The following is an 18,137-nucleotide window of genomic DNA, read 5'->3' as shown; positions in this document are numbered from 1 at the left end:
CCTTCTGCAGTGGTCGGATCAGCTCGACCGCCACCGTACGTGAGCAGCCCTACGCGGCGTCGCCTGCGTAGGGTGGATGCGACCGACCTCTGCGTACACCGACGATCGGGGACGATGTGACGCTCTCATCCGACGCTGACCTGCGGACCTTCGCCAACATCCGTGATCTGGGCGGCCTGCGGGTCGTCGGCGGAGGCGTCACCGCGCACAACGTGCTCATCCGCAGCGACGCACCCTATCCCGATGACGAGGACCCGACGGGTATGCCGTGGCCGCCCGCCACCGTCGTCGATCTGCGCGATCCCACGGAGTTGGGCAGCATGGCCGTCACGTGGCCGCCCAGTGTCCGGGTCGTCCACCGTCAGGTGTCCTCCGGCGCCCGTGTCGACCGCCTCGCGGACACGGCTCTCGTCGACATCTACACCGCGATGATGCGCACGGGCGGTCACCGTCTGACTGCCGCGCTCAACGCGTTCGATCCTGCCGGTTCGACCCTGGTGCACTGCGCCGCGGGCAAGGACCGGACCGGCGTCATCGTCGCGATCGCCCTGCTCCTCGCCGGCGTCGACGAGGAGTCCGTCATCACCGACTACCACCGGACCGAAGCCGGTATCGCCGGCGTCTTCGCCCGGTTGCGCCGGCGCAAGCGGATTCCGGTGGGCACCACCATGGACGCGCCCATCCTGCGAACACCGCGCGAGGCGATCGAACTCGTCATCGACGACGTGACCGGTGCGTCCGGCGGTGCGTGGGGGTGGTTCGAGGCCAACGGCGGCGACGTGGCCCACTTCCGGCGGTGGGTCGGGCGATTCGTGCTCACCGGGCCGGACCCGGCCCATGACTGACGACAGTGGACCCGGCGCGGCGGCGTTCGGACCGGAGGTCGTGGCGGCGGTGCTCGCGCACATGAACGACGACCACGCCGACGACTCGCTGCTGATCTGTCGGATGCTGGGTGGGCGCCCGGACGCGACCGCGGCGACCATGACCGGATTCGACCACCGCGCAGCGACTTTCGACGTCACCGTCCCCGAGGGAGTCGTCGGGATGCGGCTGGACTGGGATCGGCCGGTCCGCGACCGCGCCGACGTCCGGGTGGCGGTCGTGGCGATGTTCCGGGCGGCGCAGGATCTTTCAGGGCAGCGCGCGCCCTGACCGAAGGTGTCGAATGTCAGCGTGTCCGGGAGGACGTCGGCGCCGGGAACGGCCATAGTGACCGTATGTGGAAGCAGCTCGCCGGGTTCGCCGCGTTCGGTGCGGTGGTGGCCGCGCTGGGTGCGGCACTGGCCTCGGGCGGCCAGGATGCGTCCGGCGGACCCGACATCTGGATGGCGTGGGGGCCCGGACACACCGCGAGCTTCCCGCCCGACTCCGGTGAGCTGATCATCACCGCCGCTGTGGGCGGCGCCGTCGTCGGCGTACTGGTGGCCGGGGTGCTCTGGGCCGTGGGTGTCCGATTGCAGGAGCGCGACGGAATCCACCTCGGCCGGGTGGTCGCGGCGGGCCTGATCGGAGTCGTGGTGGGCGTGGCGCCCGCAGCGATCCTGCTGGCCGACGCATTCACCGGTGACTCCGACGACGAGTACCCCGTGCTGGTCGTCTACGCCGTCAGCGGTGTGTTCGGCTACTTGCTGGTGCTGGCGGGGATCTCCGGGATGTTGCGGATCTCGGGAGACCCCCACACCCGAGCGACTGTCGTGGCGACGGCGGTGGTCCTACCCGTCGGCGCCGTCCTCGCCATCGGCGCGGCCATGGGGGTGGCCGCGTGGTTCGGCTACACGGCCACCGCGCCTGCCTGGGTCGCCACGATCCTCGCCGTGGTGATGATCCTCGGTGCGACGTTCGGCTTCGCGCGCGCGTGGGCGATGCGACGACGGGCCGAACCCGTGGCTCTCTGAGACGCGATGTCCCGGCGAGTGGATCGAACAAGCCAGGCGAGCGGCCGTCCCCGGTAGGGTCTCCGGGGCGGTGCCAGATGGCACCGGCGCGTGCATGAGCGTGGCGCCGGCGAGAGGAGTTCGGGATGGGGTTTCCGGCACGACGACTGGCGGGCAAGGTCGCGTTCATCACCGGCGTGGCCCGCGGACAGGGCCGCGCCCACGCGGTGCGACTCGCCAGTGAGGGTGCGCACATCATCGGCGTCGACCTCGCTGGACCGCTGCCCGGTGTGCCGTACGACTCGGCGACCGAGGCGGACCTCGACGAGACACGGCGTCTGGTCGAGGGCCAGGGGATGACAGCGTCTCTCACACGATGCGACACACGCGATCTTGACGGGATGCGGCGTGCCGTCGACGACGGTGTCGCCGCGCTGGGCGGCCTGGACGTGGTGGTCGCCAACGCGGGGATCTGTATCCCGCAGACCTGGGACGAGGTGACGTCGCGAAGCTTCCGGGACACCATGGACATCAACGTGACCGGCGTGTGGAACACCGTCACCGCATCGGCTCGGCATCTCATCGACCGTGGTGGGGGTTCGGTCGTCCTGATCAGCTCGCTGGCGGGAAAGAAGCTGCAGCCCTTCATGGTCCACTACACGACGAGCAAACACGCGCTGGTAGGCATGTCCCGGGCGTTCGCAGCGGAGCTGGGCCCGCACAACATCCGGGTCAATACCGTTCATCCCGGTGCGGTGATCACACCGATGGGGTCGGGATCGATGGTCGAGCGCATCGAGCAGACCAATCAGGCCAACCCGCGGCTGGCCGGTATGGGCATGACGTTCCTCAACCAGTTCGCGGCCGAGCCCGACGAGGTCTCGAATGTCGTGGCATTTCTCGCGTCCGACGAGTCGACGTTCATCACCGCCGAGGAGATCTCGATCGACGGTGGGGCGCAGCACTTCTGAGACGCGATCTGCGCTAGGTACTCCCGCGCACCACCAGTTCGACCGGCAGTCGGTGCGAGTCGACCTCGCGACCCGCGGTGAGGTCGAGCAGGCCGCGGACCGCGACCTCGCCGATCTCGCGGGCGGGGGAGCGGACCGTCGTCAACGGGACGGGCAACTGGGCGGCGATCGGGATGTCGTTGTAGCCGATGAGGGCGAGGTCCTCGGGAACCCGCAGACCGAGGTCGCGGGCGACGCCGAGGACGCCGACGGCGATCGTGTCCGACACCGCGAAGATCGCGCGTGGCCGGTTGGGCCGGTCGAGCAGGACACGACCGGCTGCGATGCCGCCGTCGACCTCGAATGTCGATGCGACCACCCGGTCGGCGGGCAGGGGGACTCCGGCTCTGGCCGTCTCGGCGCGGAATCCGGCGATCCGGTCGGTGGCCGTCGTCGCATGACCGGGGCCGGCGATGACCGCGAGATCGGTGTACCCGCGGTCGAGGAGGTGGCGGGCGGCGACGGTCCCGCCCCGGACGTCATCGCCGCCGACGAAGGGGAGTCCGGCGTCGGCGTGCCGCGTGAGTGCCAGCAGGGGCAGGTTGCGGATCCGGAGGGACTCGATGAACTCCCGGCCGGGCTGATGAACACCGCTCAGGAGCAAGCCGTCGACCTGCCTCCCGACGAGCAGTTCGATGGCCCGACGCTGTGCCTCGGGTTCATCGGGCGGGCTCGACAGCAACACGGAGTATCCGGCTCGGCTCGCCGCCTGCTCGATGCCCTGATAGGTGGTCGCGACGACACCGTCGGTGAGGCGGGTCATGACGACGCCGAGTGTGGTGGTCTTGCGGGTCCGCAGACTGGCGGCCCAGAGATTGCGCTGGTAACCCAGTTCGTCGGCAACCTCGCGGACCCGCAGAGCCGAAGGGGACCAGCCGTCGGCGGGCTCGGCCTGGCGCAGGACCCGCGACGCCGTCGACACATGGACGCCCGCGCGCTGCGCGATCTCCTTGAGTGTCGGCGCACGCCGGCCATCGACCACCGTCGCTCCTCTCGCGCTGTGTGGGGAACCGACCTCCCCGTCGGCGTGCGGGCCGGGCGTTGACGCTCGGCGACCGAGCACCTACGTTAGTGCATGCAATCGTTCTTGCAAACGTTCTCGACGCCTCGTCGCGACAGCCTGCACTACGGAGTCCCCGGAGGTCCCGATGTCCCGCACCAGCACGTTGCCCCAGCTCTTCGCCCTGGACTCGCTGCTCGACGCCGATGAGATCGCGATCCGTGACACCGTGCGCAGCTTCGCCGACTCCCGTCTGCGTCCGCACATCGGCGACTGGTTCGAGGATGCGAAACTGCCGGTCCGTGAGATCGCCGCAGAGCTCGGCGGGTTGGGTGCGCTGGGCATGCACCTCGAGGGTTACGGGTGCCCCGGCACTAGTGCCACGGCCTACGGCCTGGCCTGCCTCGAGCTCGAGGCCGTCGACTCCGGAATCCGGAGCCTCGTGTCCGTGCAGGGGTCACTCGCCATGTTCTCGATCCACCACTGGGGTTCGGAGGAGCAGAAGAACGAGTGGCTGCCGCGGATGGCCGCGGGCGAGGCGATCGGCTGCTTCGGTCTGACTGAGCCGGACTTCGGATCCAATCCGTCGGGCATGCGCACCCACGCCAAACGCGATGGCGGTGACTGGGTTCTCAACGGCTCCAAGATGTGGATCACCAACGGGTCGGTCGCCGACGTCGCCGTCGTGTGGGCGCAGACCGACCTCGCCGACAGCCCGGCGGGCATCCGTGGATTCGTGGTGCCCACGGACACTCCTGGCTTCTCCGCACCCGAGATCCACAAGAAGATGTCGCTGCGCGCCTCGGTGACGTCGGAGCTGGTGCTGGACGATGTGCGGCTGCCCGAGTCGGCGATGCTCCCGAAGGCTGAAGGTCTGCGCGGGCCGTTGACCGCGCTCGGGGAGGCCCGCTTCGGCATCATCTTCGGTGCCATCGGCGCCGCGCGCGACTGTCTGGAGACCGCCATCAGCTATGCCCAGACCCGCGAGGTCTTCGACAAGCCGCTCGCGGGATATCAGATCACCCAGACAAAGATCGCCGACATGGCGTTGGAGGTCGGGAAGGGTCACCTGCTGGCCTACCATCTCGGTCGCCTGAAGGACCGGGGCGAGATCACCCCCGAACAGGTCAGCACGGGCAAACTCAACAGCACCCGCGAAGCGATCAAGATCGCCCGCGAGTGCCGAACCATTCTGGGCGCCAACGGCATCACCCTCGAGTATCCGGTGATCAGGCACGCCAACAACCTCGAATCGGTCCTGACCTACGAGGGCACCTCCGAGGTGCACCAGCTGACCATCGGACGCGCGCTCACCGGCTCGGCAGCATTCCGCTGAGGCCTCCGGGATATCGGTGGCTGCGCCTCGATGTCGGCGGCCTGGCGGCCGTCGTGGACCACGAGAGGACGGCTTCGCTGCGGCTCGGACAGAGAAGCGCCACTTTTCCATCAGCCGCGCTACGTGCACCTGGCGCTGATCGGTGTCGGATAGCGCTTGTGTCGCGACGTAGATGTGCCGCACCGTCCCGGACTCCCACGGTGGGACGGTGACTCGGCTACGTTGAGGGTTCGTGCCGACGAAGTCGGCAGAGGCCATGCCCGGTGTGCTCCAGGCGGAGCTCGGGTGCCGAAGGAGGTCGACGTGGACAGTGCGGACGAGGGCGACGTTCACCTGCGCATCGCCGAACTCGCACGGGAACTGCGCAATGATGTCGACGACGAGCAGGTCGCGAAGGCGGTCGTCCAGGGAGCCCTCGCGGACATCCCGGGCGCACAGTACGCAGGACTCACGGTGGCCACGGACCGGCGCACCATCGAGTCCTTCGGTTCGACGCACGAGTACGCCGACCTGCACGACCGGATTCAGAGCGAATTGCGCGAAGGGCCTTGTATCTCAGCCGCTCTCACGGATCGCATCGTGCGCGTCGATGATCTCGACACCGAGGAGAAATGGCCGGAATATCGTCGCCGCGCCCTGGCGGAGACCCCGATCCGATCGGTGCTGTCGTTCCAGCTGTTCGCTGATTCGACGACGATCGGTGCGCTGAATCTCTTCGCGGATGAGCCGAACACGTTCGACATCCACGCCGAAGAGGTCGGGGTCGTCTTCGCCACCCACGCCGCCCTCGCGTGGAACTCGGTTCAGAAGGACAAGCAGTTCCACAGTGCGTTGGCGAATCGCGATGTCATCGGGCAGGCCAAGGGAATGCTCATGGAACGGTTCGGGATCGACGCCGTCGCGGCCTTCGATCTGATGAAGCGGTTGTCGCAGGACTCGAACACGAAGCTCATCGAAATAGCCCGCCAGATCACCTCCAAGCGGTGATCTCGCGGGCTCAGGCCTCAGCGAGTTGTGGCTCCGGCCTATTCGGCGATGGTGAATTCCATTGTGCTGGGTCCGGTAGCGCCCTCGGTGAGGGCCCGGCCGGCGTCCTCGATCACGTCGAAAACCTGGACGTAAGGCGCCATCCCGCAGATCTCGAGGGGTCGTGTGACGTTACGGCCACCGACCAGGACAACAGGAATGCCCTGTTTGCCGGCGTCGTCGATGAAGGAGCGCAACAGCACCAGGCCGACGGTGCCGAAGAAGTTGAGGCCCGAGAAGTCGAGCACGATGCCGTCGACCGGCCCGCGGAGCACACGATCGAGTGCGGCGACGAGATCGGCGGCTGAATCGCGGTCGACGCTTCCCGAAAAGCCTTGCACACAATAGGAATTGGGCGAGACGAGGCGCGGACGGGATTCCGGTGTGACTTCGGCGGCCGGGTCGAATGCGGAGCGAAATGAGGTCGAAGAGGTGAGACTCATGATGTTCTCGTTTCAGTGGAATGCGTTTGGTCAGCTGGTCGATCACTTCGATCGAAAGCCAGATACAGGGGCGAATCCGCCTACGTATCCCAAGTTCACGATCGTCCTGATGGGTTGGAACGTGATGTGGCGAAAGCAAAGGGGCCCTGGACGCCTCTTCGCTTCGAACGCAGCTTCTACCTGAACCGCACTTCTCACCCTACGGGCCGGGGGACGGGCAAACAAGGCCGGGGCCATCTCGTGACAAACGCCTCTAGAGCGTTACCCGGCTGTGACCTTCCCGTGGATCCGGCCGTCAAGTGCGGAGACGTGCAGCGGGTGGACGTTCGGCGGTGACCATGGTTGGCTTGTGTCGGATATGCGTCGAATCCGCTGCGCATGTCCCACGTCTGGATGCGGCATCGATGTCTGCGCATCGGTTCGAACAATCTTCTGTGTCTGGTGGTGAGAATGGCGTCGGGTGACCGTGGCGAGCACGACGATTACAGCGACGTGCTTCCTGCCCTGCGAGCCATGCACGGAGAACCCGACGAGGCCCGGCGGGCGCAACTTCGAGACAAAGTCATCGGGCGGTGTCTGCCGCTGGCCGACCACGTCGCCCGACGGTTCTCCGAGCGCGGAGAACCCATCGACGATCTCCGGCAGGTGGCACGCATCGGGCTGATGCACGCGGTCGACCGATTCGATGTCGAGCGCGGCAACAACTTTCTCGCCTTCGCGGTGCCCACCGTCATGGGTGAGGTGAAGCGGTACTTCCGGGACAGCACCTGGTCCATCCGCGTGCCGCGGCGTGCGCAGGAGGCGTCGCTGAACATCGCGAAAGCCAGTGAGGAACTGCTGCAGTCGCTGGGCCGGTCGCCGCGTCCGAGCGAGATCGCCAAGCACCTCGGACTCCCGGTTGCCGAGGTCATCGAGGGGATGGTCGCCCGGTCGGCGTACACGGCGAGCTCGATCGACGCCGAAGCGGGTTCGTCGACCGACGGGTGGACACTGGCCGACACCCTCGGCGACGAGGACGAACGGCTCGACATGGTCGAGGAGTTCGTCACTCTGCAACCGGCGCTGGAACGTCTCACCGAACGCGAGCGGACGATCCTCACCCTGCGGTTCTTCCGATCGATGTCGCAGAGTGAGATCGCCAAGCAGGTCGGCATCTCGCAGATGCATGTCTCGCGACTCCTCACCCGGATTCTCGAGACCTTGCGGGCCGAGGTCGTGGTCGAGGAGACCGATGACGACGAGTCCTCCGACCACATCGACATCGGTCCCGGTTTCAGGGCTTGACGCTCGTCACGGCTTGAGGATGACCTTGACGGTGCCGTCTGCCTTGCGCTGGAACGCGTCGTAGGCCTCGGGTGCCTTGTCGAGCGGCAGCTCGTGAGTCGCGAAGGTGTCGACGCCCAGCGGGTCGTCGTCGGTGAGCAACGGCATGATGTCGTCGACCCACCGCTTCACGTTCGCCTGCCCCATGTGGAGACGGATCTGCTTGTCGAACATGGTGAGCATGGGCATCGGGTCGGCCGCACCGCCGTACACGCCGGACAACGAGATCGTTCCGCCGCGCTTGACGACGTCGATCGCGGAGTACAGGGCGCCGAGTCGGTCCGTGCCCGCCTCGGACATCGCCTTACGGGCGATGGCGTCGGGTAAGAAGCCGACCATCGTCTGCATCGCCTTGTTGATGGGGGAGCCGTGCGCCTCCATCCCCACGGCATCGATGACCGAGTCGGTGCCCAGCCCGCCCGTGAGGTCGCGGATCGCGTCGCCCACGTCGTCGACCTCGTCGAAGTTCACCGTCTCGATTCCGCGGGCCTCGGCCCGTGCGAGCCGTTCGGGCACCCGGTCGACGCCGATCACCCGGGCGCCCTGATGGGCGGCGATGCGCGCGGCCATGTCTCCGATGGGCCCGAGTCCGAGCACGGTGACGGTCCCGCCGCGGGGGATCTCGGCGTAGGCGACTGCCTGCCATGCGGTCGGCAGGACGTCGGACAGATACACATAGCGCGAATCAGGGTTTCCCAGAGGAACTTTGATGTGGGTGAACTGTGCTTGCGGCACTCGGAGATACTCCGCCTGGCCGCCGGGCACCGAGCCGTACAGCTGCGAATACCCGAAGAGGGCGGCACCGGTCCCTTGTTCGGTGACCCGGGTGGTCTCACACTGCGTCATCAGGCCGTCAAGACAGAAAAGGCATGAGCCACAGGAGATCTGGAAGGGGATCACCACCCGGTCGCCCACCCGCAGATCTCCGGTCTCCTTGCCGACCTCTTCGACGATGCCCATCGGTTCGTGTCCGAGGATGTCGCCGGCCTGCATGAACGGACCGAGCACCTCGTAGAGGTGCAGATCCGAACCGCAGATGTTGGTCGAGGTCACCTTGATGATCGCGTCGGTGGGTTCGATGATCTCGGGGTCGGGAACGGTGTCGACCGATACGTGGCGTTTGCCCTGCCAGGTCACTGCGCGCATGTCTCAGACCTTCTTCTCGTCGGTGGATTCGGTGCCCGTCGGGTGACTGTCCTCGCGCAGATCTTCCTTGCGCTCGTCACGAGCCCGTTCGTGCTTGCCGTCGTGATTGACCGGGAAGCCGTGGAAACGTTCCTCGTACCGCTCGGCTTCCTCGGCGGTGGTCTCGGGCTGGATCGGGTCCTGATGAGCACGGTCTCCATCACGAGCGGCCCGGCGGCGCAGCAGAACTCGGCTGCCGATGAGCAGGCCGATGGCGGCTGCGCCCGCGAGGACCGCACCGATGGCGAGCCAGACGGTGGCGTCGCGGTCGCTCGCGCCGGCGGCGATGGCGAGGCCGGCCAGGATGAGCATGAGGCCGAGGCAGACGAACCCGAGGAGTCCGACGGCTTTCAGGCCGCGGGACTTTCGTCCGGGTCGTCGGGCGATCGCCTCCCGCGAGGCGACTTCACGTTCGGGTGTCAGATCTGGCATGGGGTACTCCCGTCCCGTCTGTTACTCGTTGTGAGGGAGCACGTCATGCGAGTGCCCCATCGATGTGTCGGGGGTTTACCGCGACAGGGCCGGGGTCAAACGTCCCCCCGTGTGGAGCAAGGACGAAAATGGGACGGGACGAGATGTGGATCTCACGCCCGAGGTCAGTAGGTCTGACCTCTGCTAACGTTGCGGCACGTGTATCGGGGGCACGATCAGAGCGGCATACATTCTGGGGCCGCGTTTGGACGACGGCAGCGCGGGGCACTCATGACCAGACCGGTGAACATTCACACCAATCAACGGATGAAGAAGACTCATTTGATGACCGACTCCGACGCCGTTTCCCAGCTCGCGACCGAAGGTGGCACCCCCACGGTTCTGCGGGTGCCTGCGGAGACCGACCGTCTGGCACTGGTTCGCGCACTCGTCGAGACCGCTCTGTACATCGACGACTGGGCGCTCGATGATGTCATCGACGCCAAGGTGGCACTCGATGAAGTGTGTTCGCAGATAATCTCCGCCGCCGCCGACGGCTCCTCCATCGAGATCACCCTGCACGTGTCGGCCACCGGCGTTCTCGGCGAAGTCCGGGGCGAGCTCGTCCAGGGCGTGTCGATCAATGAATCGACCTTCGGATGGCGGATCGTGCAGACGGTCACCGACACCCACGCGATCACCTACGACGAACCGCGACCGGGTACCGGTACGCGTCAGGTCGCCATCCGGTTCTCGAAGTTCCGGCGCTGACTCGCGGTGCGGCGCCACTCGTCGGTGGTGGCGTCGTACGTGACCAGGCCGCGTTCTGCGAAAGCGGTGAGCCACCCCTCCATCGGCCAGACCCCCCAGCGGCGGTGGAACACCCGGGCATTGGCGAGGATGTCGTCGAGATGCTCGACCGGCGGGTTGGAGACCGGGTGATGTTGATGGAATGCGTGCGCTCCACCCACCCAGGCGATCCGAAAGCCGTTGTGCTGCGCCGACATCGCGAAGTCGGTGTCCTCGCCGCCGTACCCTCGGTAACCGGTGTGGAATCCGCCGAGTGACGTCCAGTCCGTCGTGGTGAGGGCGAAGGACAACGACCAGAACAGCATCATCTCCGAGGAGAGCTGGGTCTGACCTGGTCCGGGTGCGGGTCGTGCCGGATGTGGATCGGCGAACCGATGCAGCTCCCGAGGATCGAAGACCAGCTGATCTCGCGGTAGATAGGTGACCGGCCCGCAATACAGCAGGTGTAGGTTTTCGGTGGCCGCCGCCGACCGGAGATAGCGCTCCAGCAGGGTCGGCCCGGGTATGCAGTCGACGTCGAGGAAGACCAGCATCGACGCCCCGGCCTCGACGGCCGCGGACGCCCCCGCGTTGCGGGCCTCGGCGAGTTGCAGGCCGCCGAGAGAATCGCCGGTGAAGGGCAGCACGCGTACCGGATGGTCCGCCGCGACCGCGGCGACACCGGGATCGTCCATGGCCACGACGATGTGCACATCCGGGCGCACGGTGGAGTGCTCGAAGGCCTCGAGTTGTCGTCGCAGATGACGGTGGCGTCCGGATGCGATCGTGATCACCGCGACCCGGTCGGGACCGGCGGTCATCGGTGCGCCACCGACTCGATCGCCCGCGCGGCCCGCTCGGCCGCGCCCGCAGTCCGCCATCGAGACCAGTCGGGCGCCGAGGCGGGGGCCGAGGCCACGATCGATCGCCACGTGTCGGTGTCGGGCCACGATGCGGCGACCGTGGCCAACTCGGATCGGGCGAGGGTGTCGGCGGTGGTGCGCTGCTCGGCGAACGGTCGGTCCTCGGGGAGTACCACCACCGGCCGACCGGCCGCGGCGGCATCGGCGACACTGCCCTGACCGGCGCCGATGACCGTGACGCCGGCGCTGCACAAGAACGGCCACGGATCGTCGACCCAGGTCCCGAAAGCGGGCCCGAGCGCCACGACGTCGAGATCGGGCAGGTCGTCGGCGAGCCTGGTCGCGGGATGTGTCTCGCCGTCGGCCCCGCCCCCGCCCCTGCCTCCGGCGCCGGTGAGGACGAGGACATCGGCGGCGAACGTCTGATGTGAGACTGCGGGTCGGCCGTCGAACCGCGAGATGCCGCCGGTGAACACGGTTTTCGGAAGGTGCTCGGTGAGCCAGGTGGGCCGGTAGAGCTCGGCCGGCCAGGGAGCGAGGATCGCGTCCGCGGCCCGGTAGGCGAGCTGGTGCGGCAGGTCGTCGCGGACCCCGGGCATGGCCATCACGACGACCGGGACGCCGAGCAGGCGGAGGAACAGGGTGACCTCCACCGAGACGTCGACGACGACGGCGGCCGGCCGGCGTTCGGCGACGAACCGAGCCAATTGCGCCATCCGAGTGCGGAGTCCGGCGTCGTGCCGCGGCGCCCAGTGCAGAAGACCCGCGGCGTCGACGTCCCGGGGGTTCGGATCGGTGTCGTCACGATCGAGCGCGATGACCTCGTCGAACGCCGGATCGGACAGCTCGGCACTGGTCAGTGCGACCACGTCGGTGCCCAGATGCCCGGCGATCGCCGTGGCTCGCGAACAGTGCCCGCGGCCCTGGTGGTGGACGTAGTAACCGATCACGCCGGGACCTCCTGGCCCCGCGAGCGTGCCGGAAACCGGTCGGCTACGAGGTCGGCGTAGATCTGCGTGTAACGGTCGATCATCGCCGTGTCGGAACAATGTCCCTCGGCGCGCCGCCGAGCGAGCGAGCGGTCGAGGGTCACCGCGATCTCCGCGGCTTCGGCCAGGGCGTCGATGTCGCCCGGCGGCACGAGTACACCCGCGTCGTCCCCGACGATCTCCGGAATCCCGCCGCGCGCGAACGAGGCCACCGGCGTTCCGCAGGCGAGGGATTCCGCGACCACGAGACCGTACGGTTCGTCCCACACGGGGGTCACGAGGGTGGCGCCGCACGATCCGACGAGCCTCGCGAGATCGTGCTGGTGCAAGTGGCCTTCGTACCGAACCGTCTCGCCGAGGAACGGCGCGATCTGCTGCTCGAAGTAGGTCACATCGCTGATCGGGCCGGCCAGCCGGAGACGTCGCCCGGCGCGCCGGGCCGCCTCGATCGCGAGATGGGCGCCCTTCTCGGCGACGAAGCGGCCGAACCACACCAGGTCGTCCCCGCCCGGCCCGACGGGCCATCGTTCGAGCTCGACCCCGTTGTGGACCACCGGGATCTCGCCCAGCACGTGAGACCAGGAGCGCGCCGTGTGATGGCTGACCGCGACGCACCGGGTGGCCGGTGCGAGGGTCAGTGCCGACTCCAGCCACGGCGTGGGCGGCGTGTGCAGCGTGGTCACCATGGGGGTCTCCACCGCCGGACCCATCGCCACCGGCAGGTAGTGCAGGCTGTGGTTGTGGATGACGTCGAAGTCGCCGGGATTGCGGGTGAACGACAACATCAGCGACAGGTAGGCGTGGTGATCGTGCATGACCTCGAGTGACGGCATCGACACGTCGGATCGCGCCGCCGCCGACGGTTCGAACATCTGCCCGCGCAGTCGATCCGAGTCGACCGGGAGGTCGCTGCCCGCCCCGGCGAACAGGGTGATCTCGTGACCGGCGAGCGTCAGCGCCCGCGTGAGATGCCAGACGTGGGCTTCGAGCCCACCGGCGAACGGCTGCGCGATCGGGTGGCGGCTCGATGCGATGATGGCGATCTTCAGCGTGTCACGCATTCAGGGCCCGGGAGTAGAGGGCCGCGTGCTGTTCGGCCAGGAACACCCGTTGCGCGCGTCGGTCGGGCCACGTCGTCGGGGTCGGGCGTGCCGAATAGGCCTGTGCCAGTGCCTGTACCAGAGAATCCGCGTCGAATTGGTCCTCGGTGAAGTCGTAGGTGAAGCAGTCCTGCTGCTCGGCGTAGAAGCCGCAACTCGGCGCGATGACCGTCGTCCCCAGGTCATGACAGGCCTCGAGCCATCCCGAGTGCGTCCCGAAGCGGTAGGGCAGCACCGACACCGACAGGCCGCTGAGGTAGTCCCACAGCTGGTCGTCGGAGTAGTAGTCGTGCACGAGGACGCGCGCGTAGGGGTGGCGGGACAGTGCCAGCGCCGTGGTGCCGAAGTCGGGGTTGTACCAATGGTTCCCGGGGACGAACACCTCGTCGTGCAGGTTGATCTGGATGGTCATGTCCGGATAGTCGGCCGCTGCCTCGAGCAGGGTCATGATGACCGGGAGCGGATCCATGTTGGCGCGCAGGCTCTTCGCGTGGACACCGACGACGAATTCGTCGGTCGGGGCCTCCCGCGGCGCGAACCTGGCCGGGGGCACGACGTGGGGATGCGGCAGCACGGTCGCCTCGCGGTGCCAGCGCGCCGAGATCTGCTGCGCCGCACCGGGGGTCAGGGTGATCACCTCGTCGGCCGCGGGCACCAGGATGTCGAGCACCTCGTCGTGACTGCCCGGGTCCGGATGATGCGGATTGCGCAGGTCGTGCAGTGTGTACACCAGCGGTTTGCGGTGCCGGTCGAGCTCGTCCACCACCGCAGTCATCTCGGTCGGATCCAGGGCATCGAAGCCGAAGTGGATGTGGAAGACGTCGAACTCGTTGTGGTGGTCGGCGATCCAAGCCGGGTCGAGCATCGCCGGCGGCCACCACCGGCCGGGGACGGTGGCGCCATCGACCGGAACCGGGTCCGGTAACCGGACGACCGAGACCGGCCCGGAGTCGAGGGTGCTGACCGAGCTGTTCAGGGGGGACAGGTGCCGGATGTACACGTGGGACCGGGGTACCGATGCGACCCGAATCCGGGCGGGCTCCGCGGGAGTGCTCCCGCGAGCGTGCTGCAGGGCGCCGATGTCCGACGCCAGTACCGACGCCGTGGTCGGCAGGGTCGTCGAGGACGCCCCCATCGGCTCCAGGGTGGCCGCACCGCTGGGCAGCCCGAAATCCCGTCCGCTCACTCTTCCATCCGTTCACTCCGAGGCCCGCACGGCTGGGTACTCAACCTGGGCTGCGTGATCGCGGCCACACGGCCACGGGTGACCGCCGATCTGCGACGCGGCCACCAGGACGTGAATACCCCGCCGGGGAGTCGGCAAAACCCCGCCGATGGGTGGGGAGGGTGAAGGCTCAGTTGTCGTTCTGATGTGCGTTGAGCAGCAGGTGGTCGAACGACTGCCGGACCGGATCCGGGAGCATGACGTACTGGTGCACGCCGGTGACGATGCTGCGGGCGAGTTCGTTGACCTTGACGTTGGCGGTCTGGGAGCGCCACCGCATCACTTCGAAGGCCCGATCGGCGCTCACCCCGTAGGCCATCGAGATCATTCCCTTGGCCTGTTCGATCACGCCCTGATGTTCCCGGAAACGCGCGACGTGCTCGTCGACGCGGTCCTTCACGGCCTTCTCCTCGATCGCTGTCAGGTCGAGGTAGAAGCCCTCGGCGCCGATGACCTCGCCGGACTCGTCGGTGAGCTGCTGGGAGACGACGGCGACATGACGGATCTCGCCTGCGGTGTCGACGATGCGATGACGACTCGAGAACGGGATACGCCTGCTGAGCATGGTGGAGAGCAGTTGCTCGAAGGACTGCCGGTCTTCGGGATGCTTGTGCCCGGCGATCAACTCGGTGGTCGGCGTGACCTCGCCGGGCCGATAGCCGTGCATCTCGGCCACCTCGTCCGACCACTCCCATTCTTCGGTGTCGAAGAGGAATCGAAAACTGCCGACATGACTGATGCGCGAGTCGCCGGCGGTGTGATCGTTGGCGTCTGTCACCCTCACCCCTCAAACCACAAAATCAACGAAGATGCCAGCGGTCTCGGGCGAAGAATGAGTTTACCTGGCACGCAGGCGGTGTGGGAATCGGCCCGGTCACGGGGCTGCCGCACCGCCCGGGGGTCGTCGTTTCGGGCGCTGATCGGACGGGTATGCGCCCCGGGGTCCGGCAGTGCCCTCGGTAACTCCCCGGGTATCCGGCGTAGACCAGGACGTGTGTGTCGACGCCGGCACACGACATCGGCACCCGGCACCGACACATGAGGAGGACAGGTATGAGCACACACGATGCGGGCGGCGATGCGACCGCCGCGACCGAGGGGATCAACCCCGACCTGACGGTCACCGCGGGTTTCGAGGACCTCGACGAGGATCGCCTCGGCAAGGACCCGCTGGAGGAGGGCATGGACCCGCCTGAGGACTGGTCGGCCAGTGACCGGACCGGGACGACGGCTCGCGAACAGCGCGAAGGTGAGACCCTCGACGAGAAGCTCGATCAAGAAGTGCCCGACGAGCATCCCTGAGGGGCGCCTGCGATCGCGCGGTCGATGTTTCCGGGCTCGCCGGCGCGGGCACTCGGCGGCCATGAGCGATGACAACTCCGTGCACGAGCCGAAGACCATCCCCTACCCGGGTGAGACCGACGACATGCCCGATCGTCCCCGCGACGAGATGCGCGACTATCGCGGCCGTGACCTGCTGGCCGGGAAGACCGCACTCATCACCGGGGGCGACTCCGGGATCGGCCGCGCCGTCGCGGTCGCCTTCGCGAAGGAGGGGGCCGACGTCGCGATCGCGTACCTCGAGGAGGACAACGACGCCCGCCACACCGTCGACCTGATCGAGGCGGAGGGGCGCCAGGCGCGCGCCTACCGCGGCGACCTCGCCGACCCGGCGCTCTGCACCGATATCGTCAAGCGGACCGTCGACGAACTCGGCGCCCTGAACATCCTGGTGAACAACGTCGCGTACCAGAATCCCGTCGACGACTTCATGGAACTGACGCCCGAGCAGTGGCGCCGCACCTTCGACGTCAACATCGACAGCTTCTTCCACACCAGCCGGGCCGCCGTCCCGCACCTCACCGGCGGCGGGGCGATCATCAACACGTCGTCGATCAACGGGCTCAGGGGCAACGACAGCCTCATCGACTACTCGGCGACCAAGGGTGCGGTGCTCGCGCTCACCTACTCGCTGGCCCAGGCGCTGATGGAGCGCAAGATCCGCGTCAACTGTGTTGCGCCCGGTCCGGTCTGGACACCGCTGATCCCCGCCACGATGCCCGCGGAGGCGGTCAAGGACTTCGGCGCGCAGGCGCCGATGGGCCGCGCCGCCCAGCCCGACGAGATCGCACCGTCGTACGTGTTCTTCGCCGCCGAGCAACTGTCGTCGTACTACACCGGTGAGGTGCTCGCGCCGATCGGCGGTGAGACGCTACCCGGCTGAGCTGGGGACCGCCCCGGACGCCGGACCTCAGGGGACCGGGAGCGGCGCCAGGCTGTTCCCGCGCGGCAGCGTTCCGCAGTTGCTGTGCGTGGGAGCGCCGGCGAAGCGTTCTGTGAGGTATTGCAGGGCGAGCGGCTCGAACGGGAGGAACGCTTCCTGGTGGGTCAGGCCGTTGAGCTGCCTGTAGGTGATGTCGACTCCGCGCGAACAGTATTCGTTCGCGAGTCCGATGACATCCCCGGTGATCATCAGGGTGTCGCCGATCGCGTTGTAGTGGCCGACCGCGAGGAACATCTTGGTCCTCGGGGTGCCCGATCGGCCCATGATGTTGTCGTTGATCGCGCGGACCACCTGCGGGACGTCGAGCAACCCGGTGTACGGGGGCTTGACCATGTCCGCGCTGGTGAGGCCCGGATACTTCGACGCGAACTCGGAGATGCACTCGTCGCTCACGTCCTGGGCCACCTGTCGTCCGCGTGGGGACAGGAACGTCGAGGTGTCGAGCCGGTAGGTGCGCTGGTAGGCGACCACGAGCGCCGGGATCACGCCTGCCCACTTCGCACTGCCGTTGATGTACGGCAGGTTGTGGGCCAGATCGACGGGGAGTCCGCCGGCCGCGGCGCCCACGATGTTGAGTTCGGGTGCGTACTTCGGCGCGACCTCTGCCCCGAACTGGGTGGGTATCGAGCCGCCCGAGTAGCCGACGAGGCCGACCGGTGTCGAGCGGGGCAGACGCAGGAAGCCCTGCGCGGCACGGACTCCGTCGAGCGCCGCGTAGCCCGACTGGCGTCCGATGGTCCACTGCAGCTTCTCGCCCTCGTAGTCGGGTACGACCACGGTGTAACCGGCGGCGAGGTAGCCCGCGATCACGCCCTGTTCGGCGGTCGCGGTGCCGTTGGTGTAGCCCCCGCTGAGGGTGTAGGAGGGATCGCATTGTGAACCGAGGGCGTCGTAGGCCATGTGGTACGAGACCAGGCGCGTGGGGCCCGGGGTCAGCGGACGCAGGACGGTGGCCACCGTCACCACGCCTTTCCCGAACTGATCGGTGGTCCGGTAGAGCACCTGGGATCCGGTGATCGGCGTGTTCAGCGTCGGGGTGCGGAACACCATCGGCCGGCTGCGCAGGACCGTGCCCGGTGCGACACCGTCGAGTGGGCCGTTGTACTGGTAGAACGGATCGACGGACGGCAACGGTGAACCGGGGCCGGGTGCGGCATGGGCCCCCGGGGTCCCGAGGACCGATCCCAGGACGAGGCTCACAGCCAGTCCGATGACACCCAACACGCTCACGCGACTCGTACGCACCCCGAACGGCATGGCTCATCTAAACATCGAT

The 18,137-nt window shown here is 67.7% G+C and carries 20 protein-coding genes; 10 read left to right on the top strand and 10 right to left on the bottom strand.

What is annotated here, in order from left to right:
* Positions 1 to 116 precede the first annotated feature (116 nt).
* The 4 genes from ACSUZC_RS19765 to ACSUZC_RS19750 all read left to right on the top strand — a co-directional run bounded on the left by ACSUZC_RS19765 (position 117) and on the right by ACSUZC_RS19750 (position 2,848).
* Positions 117 to 845 (top strand): tyrosine-protein phosphatase, encoded by a 729-nt coding sequence (locus ACSUZC_RS19765; RefSeq protein WP_439030156.1) that lies wholly within the window; start codon positions 117 to 119, stop codon positions 843 to 845.
* The gene (locus ACSUZC_RS19760) at positions 838 to 1,155 is read left to right on the top strand and encodes a DUF2470 domain-containing protein (RefSeq protein WP_439030155.1); all 318 of its coding nucleotides are present in this window, start codon (positions 838 to 840) and stop codon (positions 1,153 to 1,155) included. The genes ACSUZC_RS19765 and ACSUZC_RS19760 overlap by 8 nt, the downstream gene beginning before the upstream one ends.
* A gap of 65 nt (positions 1,156 to 1,220) precedes the next feature.
* Positions 1,221 to 1,898: a hypothetical protein gene (locus ACSUZC_RS19755; RefSeq protein ID WP_439030154.1), complete on the top strand. Its 678-nt coding sequence runs from the start codon at positions 1,221 to 1,223 to the stop codon at positions 1,896 to 1,898.
* Between the two features lie 125 nt (positions 1,899 to 2,023).
* Entirely contained in the window at positions 2,024 to 2,848 is an 825-nt protein-coding gene (locus ACSUZC_RS19750) for a mycofactocin-coupled SDR family oxidoreductase (RefSeq protein ID WP_439030153.1), read from the top strand.
* 13 nt (positions 2,849 to 2,861) lie between these two features.
* Here ACSUZC_RS19750 and ACSUZC_RS19745 read toward each other — a convergent pair whose 3' ends face one another.
* Positions 2,862 to 3,869 carry a LacI family DNA-binding transcriptional regulator gene (locus tag ACSUZC_RS19745; protein WP_439030152.1) on the bottom strand — a complete coding sequence of 336 codons (1,008 nt, stop codon included), beginning with the start codon at positions 3,867 to 3,869 and terminating at the stop codon, positions 2,862 to 2,864.
* A gap of 166 nt (positions 3,870 to 4,035) precedes the next feature.
* Here ACSUZC_RS19745 and ACSUZC_RS19740 point away from each other — a divergent pair, with 166 nt between their 5' ends.
* Positions 4,036 to 5,223, top strand: coding sequence for an acyl-CoA dehydrogenase family protein (locus tag ACSUZC_RS19740; protein WP_439030151.1), 1,188 nt, complete (start codon positions 4,036 to 4,038; stop codon positions 5,221 to 5,223).
* A gap of 303 nt (positions 5,224 to 5,526) precedes the next feature.
* On the top strand, positions 5,527 to 6,210 hold the full coding sequence (locus tag ACSUZC_RS19735; protein ID WP_439030150.1) for a GAF and ANTAR domain-containing protein: 684 nt from the start codon (positions 5,527 to 5,529) through the stop codon (positions 6,208 to 6,210).
* A 38-nt stretch (positions 6,211 to 6,248) separates the two neighbouring features.
* On the opposite strand, the gene ACSUZC_RS19730 is transcribed toward ACSUZC_RS19735, so the two are convergent.
* Positions 6,249 to 6,692, bottom strand: coding sequence for an STAS domain-containing protein (locus tag ACSUZC_RS19730; protein WP_439030149.1), 444 nt, complete (start codon positions 6,690 to 6,692; stop codon positions 6,249 to 6,251).
* Between the two features lie 450 nt (positions 6,693 to 7,142).
* Between ACSUZC_RS19730 and ACSUZC_RS19725 the strand changes: the two genes are divergently transcribed.
* Positions 7,143 to 7,976 carry an RNA polymerase sigma factor SigF gene (locus tag ACSUZC_RS19725; RefSeq protein ID WP_439030148.1) on the top strand — a complete coding sequence of 278 codons (834 nt, stop codon included), beginning with the start codon at positions 7,143 to 7,145 and terminating at the stop codon, positions 7,974 to 7,976.
* 6 nt (positions 7,977 to 7,982) lie between these two features.
* Here ACSUZC_RS19725 and ACSUZC_RS19720 read toward each other — a convergent pair whose 3' ends face one another.
* Positions 7,983 to 9,161, bottom strand: a complete 1,179-nt coding sequence (locus tag ACSUZC_RS19720) for a zinc-dependent alcohol dehydrogenase (RefSeq protein WP_439030147.1) — start codon at positions 9,159 to 9,161, stop codon at positions 7,983 to 7,985.
* Between the two features lie 3 nt (positions 9,162 to 9,164).
* Positions 9,165 to 9,632 carry a hypothetical protein gene (locus tag ACSUZC_RS19715; protein ID WP_439030146.1) on the bottom strand — a complete coding sequence of 156 codons (468 nt, stop codon included), beginning with the start codon at positions 9,630 to 9,632 and terminating at the stop codon, positions 9,165 to 9,167.
* A gap of 324 nt (positions 9,633 to 9,956) precedes the next feature.
* Between ACSUZC_RS19715 and ACSUZC_RS19710 the strand changes: the two genes are divergently transcribed.
* A complete protein-coding gene (locus tag ACSUZC_RS19710) occupies positions 9,957 to 10,382 on the top strand; it encodes an anti-sigma factor (RefSeq protein WP_439030145.1) in 426 nt (141 codons plus the stop codon).
* On the opposite strand, the gene ACSUZC_RS19705 is transcribed toward ACSUZC_RS19710, so the two are convergent.
* From ACSUZC_RS19705 to ACSUZC_RS19685, 5 genes are all read right to left on the bottom strand, one after another.
* Positions 10,346 to 11,221 (bottom strand): glycosyltransferase family 2 protein, encoded by an 876-nt coding sequence (locus ACSUZC_RS19705; RefSeq protein ID WP_439030144.1) that lies wholly within the window; start codon positions 11,219 to 11,221, stop codon positions 10,346 to 10,348. The two genes, ACSUZC_RS19710 and ACSUZC_RS19705, sit on opposite strands and share 37 nt — an antisense overlap.
* Entirely contained in the window at positions 11,218 to 12,213 is a 996-nt protein-coding gene (locus ACSUZC_RS19700) for a hypothetical protein (protein WP_439030143.1), read from the bottom strand. The genes ACSUZC_RS19705 and ACSUZC_RS19700 overlap by 4 nt, the downstream gene beginning before the upstream one ends.
* Positions 12,210 to 13,313: a glycosyltransferase gene (locus ACSUZC_RS19695; RefSeq protein ID WP_439030142.1), complete on the bottom strand. Its 1,104-nt coding sequence runs from the start codon at positions 13,311 to 13,313 to the stop codon at positions 12,210 to 12,212. The genes ACSUZC_RS19700 and ACSUZC_RS19695 overlap by 4 nt, the downstream gene beginning before the upstream one ends.
* Complete coding sequence (locus ACSUZC_RS19690) at positions 13,306 to 14,538, bottom strand: glycosyltransferase family 1 protein (RefSeq protein ID WP_439030141.1); 1,233 nt, start codon at positions 14,536 to 14,538, stop codon at positions 13,306 to 13,308. The genes ACSUZC_RS19695 and ACSUZC_RS19690 overlap by 8 nt, the downstream gene beginning before the upstream one ends.
* A gap of 169 nt (positions 14,539 to 14,707) precedes the next feature.
* Positions 14,708 to 15,355 carry a PAS and ANTAR domain-containing protein gene (locus ACSUZC_RS19685; protein WP_439030140.1) on the bottom strand — a complete coding sequence of 216 codons (648 nt, stop codon included), beginning with the start codon at positions 15,353 to 15,355 and terminating at the stop codon, positions 14,708 to 14,710.
* 275 nt (positions 15,356 to 15,630) lie between these two features.
* Here ACSUZC_RS19685 and ACSUZC_RS19680 point away from each other — a divergent pair, with 275 nt between their 5' ends.
* Both ACSUZC_RS19680 and ACSUZC_RS19675 read left to right on the top strand, forming a co-directional pair.
* On the top strand, positions 15,631 to 15,879 hold the full coding sequence (locus ACSUZC_RS19680) for a hypothetical protein (RefSeq protein ID WP_439030139.1): 249 nt from the start codon (positions 15,631 to 15,633) through the stop codon (positions 15,877 to 15,879).
* 61 nt (positions 15,880 to 15,940) lie between these two features.
* A complete protein-coding gene (locus ACSUZC_RS19675) occupies positions 15,941 to 16,801 on the top strand; it encodes an SDR family oxidoreductase (RefSeq protein WP_439030138.1) in 861 nt (286 codons plus the stop codon).
* Positions 16,802 to 16,828: 27 nt separating this feature from the next.
* On the opposite strand, the gene ACSUZC_RS19670 is transcribed toward ACSUZC_RS19675, so the two are convergent.
* On the bottom strand, positions 16,829 to 18,118 hold the full coding sequence (locus tag ACSUZC_RS19670) for a lipase family protein (protein WP_439030137.1): 1,290 nt from the start codon (positions 18,116 to 18,118) through the stop codon (positions 16,829 to 16,831).
* Positions 18,119 to 18,137: the final 19 nt, after the last annotated feature.

The sequence above is a fragment of the Gordonia terrae genome, from assembly GCF_051789125.1.
Lineage (GTDB): Bacteria > Actinomycetota > Actinomycetes > Mycobacteriales > Mycobacteriaceae > Gordonia > Gordonia terrae_A.
The sequence above is the reverse complement of the archived record's forward strand: the minus strand, read 5'-3'. Positions and strand labels throughout refer to the sequence as shown.

What these genes read in the sequence shown, in the direction of transcription:
- ACSUZC_RS19750 (WP_439030153.1), top strand. Translation starts at nt 2,024, where the DNA reads ATGGGGTTTCCGGCACGACGACTGGCGGGCAAGGTCGCGTTCATCACC.
- ACSUZC_RS19680 (WP_439030139.1), top strand. Translation starts at nt 15,631, where the DNA reads ATGAGCACACACGATGCGGGCGGCGATGCGACCGCCGCGACCGAGGGG.
- ACSUZC_RS19705 (WP_439030144.1), bottom strand. Translation starts at nt 11,221, where the DNA reads ATGACCGCCGGTCCCGACCGGGTCGCGGTGATCACGATCGCATCCGGA.
- ACSUZC_RS19725 (WP_439030148.1), top strand. Translation starts at nt 7,143, where the DNA reads ATGGCGTCGGGTGACCGTGGCGAGCACGACGATTACAGCGACGTGCTT.
- ACSUZC_RS19720 (WP_439030147.1), bottom strand. Translation starts at nt 9,161, where the DNA reads ATGCGCGCAGTGACCTGGCAGGGCAAACGCCACGTATCGGTCGACACC.
- ACSUZC_RS19670 (WP_439030137.1), bottom strand. Translation starts at nt 18,118, where the DNA reads ATGCCGTTCGGGGTGCGTACGAGTCGCGTGAGCGTGTTGGGTGTCATC.
- ACSUZC_RS19730 (WP_439030149.1), bottom strand. Translation starts at nt 6,692, where the DNA reads ATGAGTCTCACCTCTTCGACCTCATTTCGCTCCGCATTCGACCCGGCC.
- ACSUZC_RS19760 (WP_439030155.1), top strand. Translation starts at nt 838, where the DNA reads ATGACTGACGACAGTGGACCCGGCGCGGCGGCGTTCGGACCGGAGGTC.
- ACSUZC_RS19675 (WP_439030138.1), top strand. Translation starts at nt 15,941, where the DNA reads ATGAGCGATGACAACTCCGTGCACGAGCCGAAGACCATCCCCTACCCG.
- ACSUZC_RS19715 (WP_439030146.1), bottom strand. Translation starts at nt 9,632, where the DNA reads ATGCCAGATCTGACACCCGAACGTGAAGTCGCCTCGCGGGAGGCGATC.
- ACSUZC_RS19740 (WP_439030151.1), top strand. Translation starts at nt 4,036, where the DNA reads ATGTCCCGCACCAGCACGTTGCCCCAGCTCTTCGCCCTGGACTCGCTG.
- ACSUZC_RS19710 (WP_439030145.1), top strand. Translation starts at nt 9,957, where the DNA reads ATGACCGACTCCGACGCCGTTTCCCAGCTCGCGACCGAAGGTGGCACC.
- ACSUZC_RS19695 (WP_439030142.1), bottom strand. Translation starts at nt 13,313, where the DNA reads ATGCGTGACACGCTGAAGATCGCCATCATCGCATCGAGCCGCCACCCG.
- ACSUZC_RS19755 (WP_439030154.1), top strand. Translation starts at nt 1,221, where the DNA reads ATGTGGAAGCAGCTCGCCGGGTTCGCCGCGTTCGGTGCGGTGGTGGCC.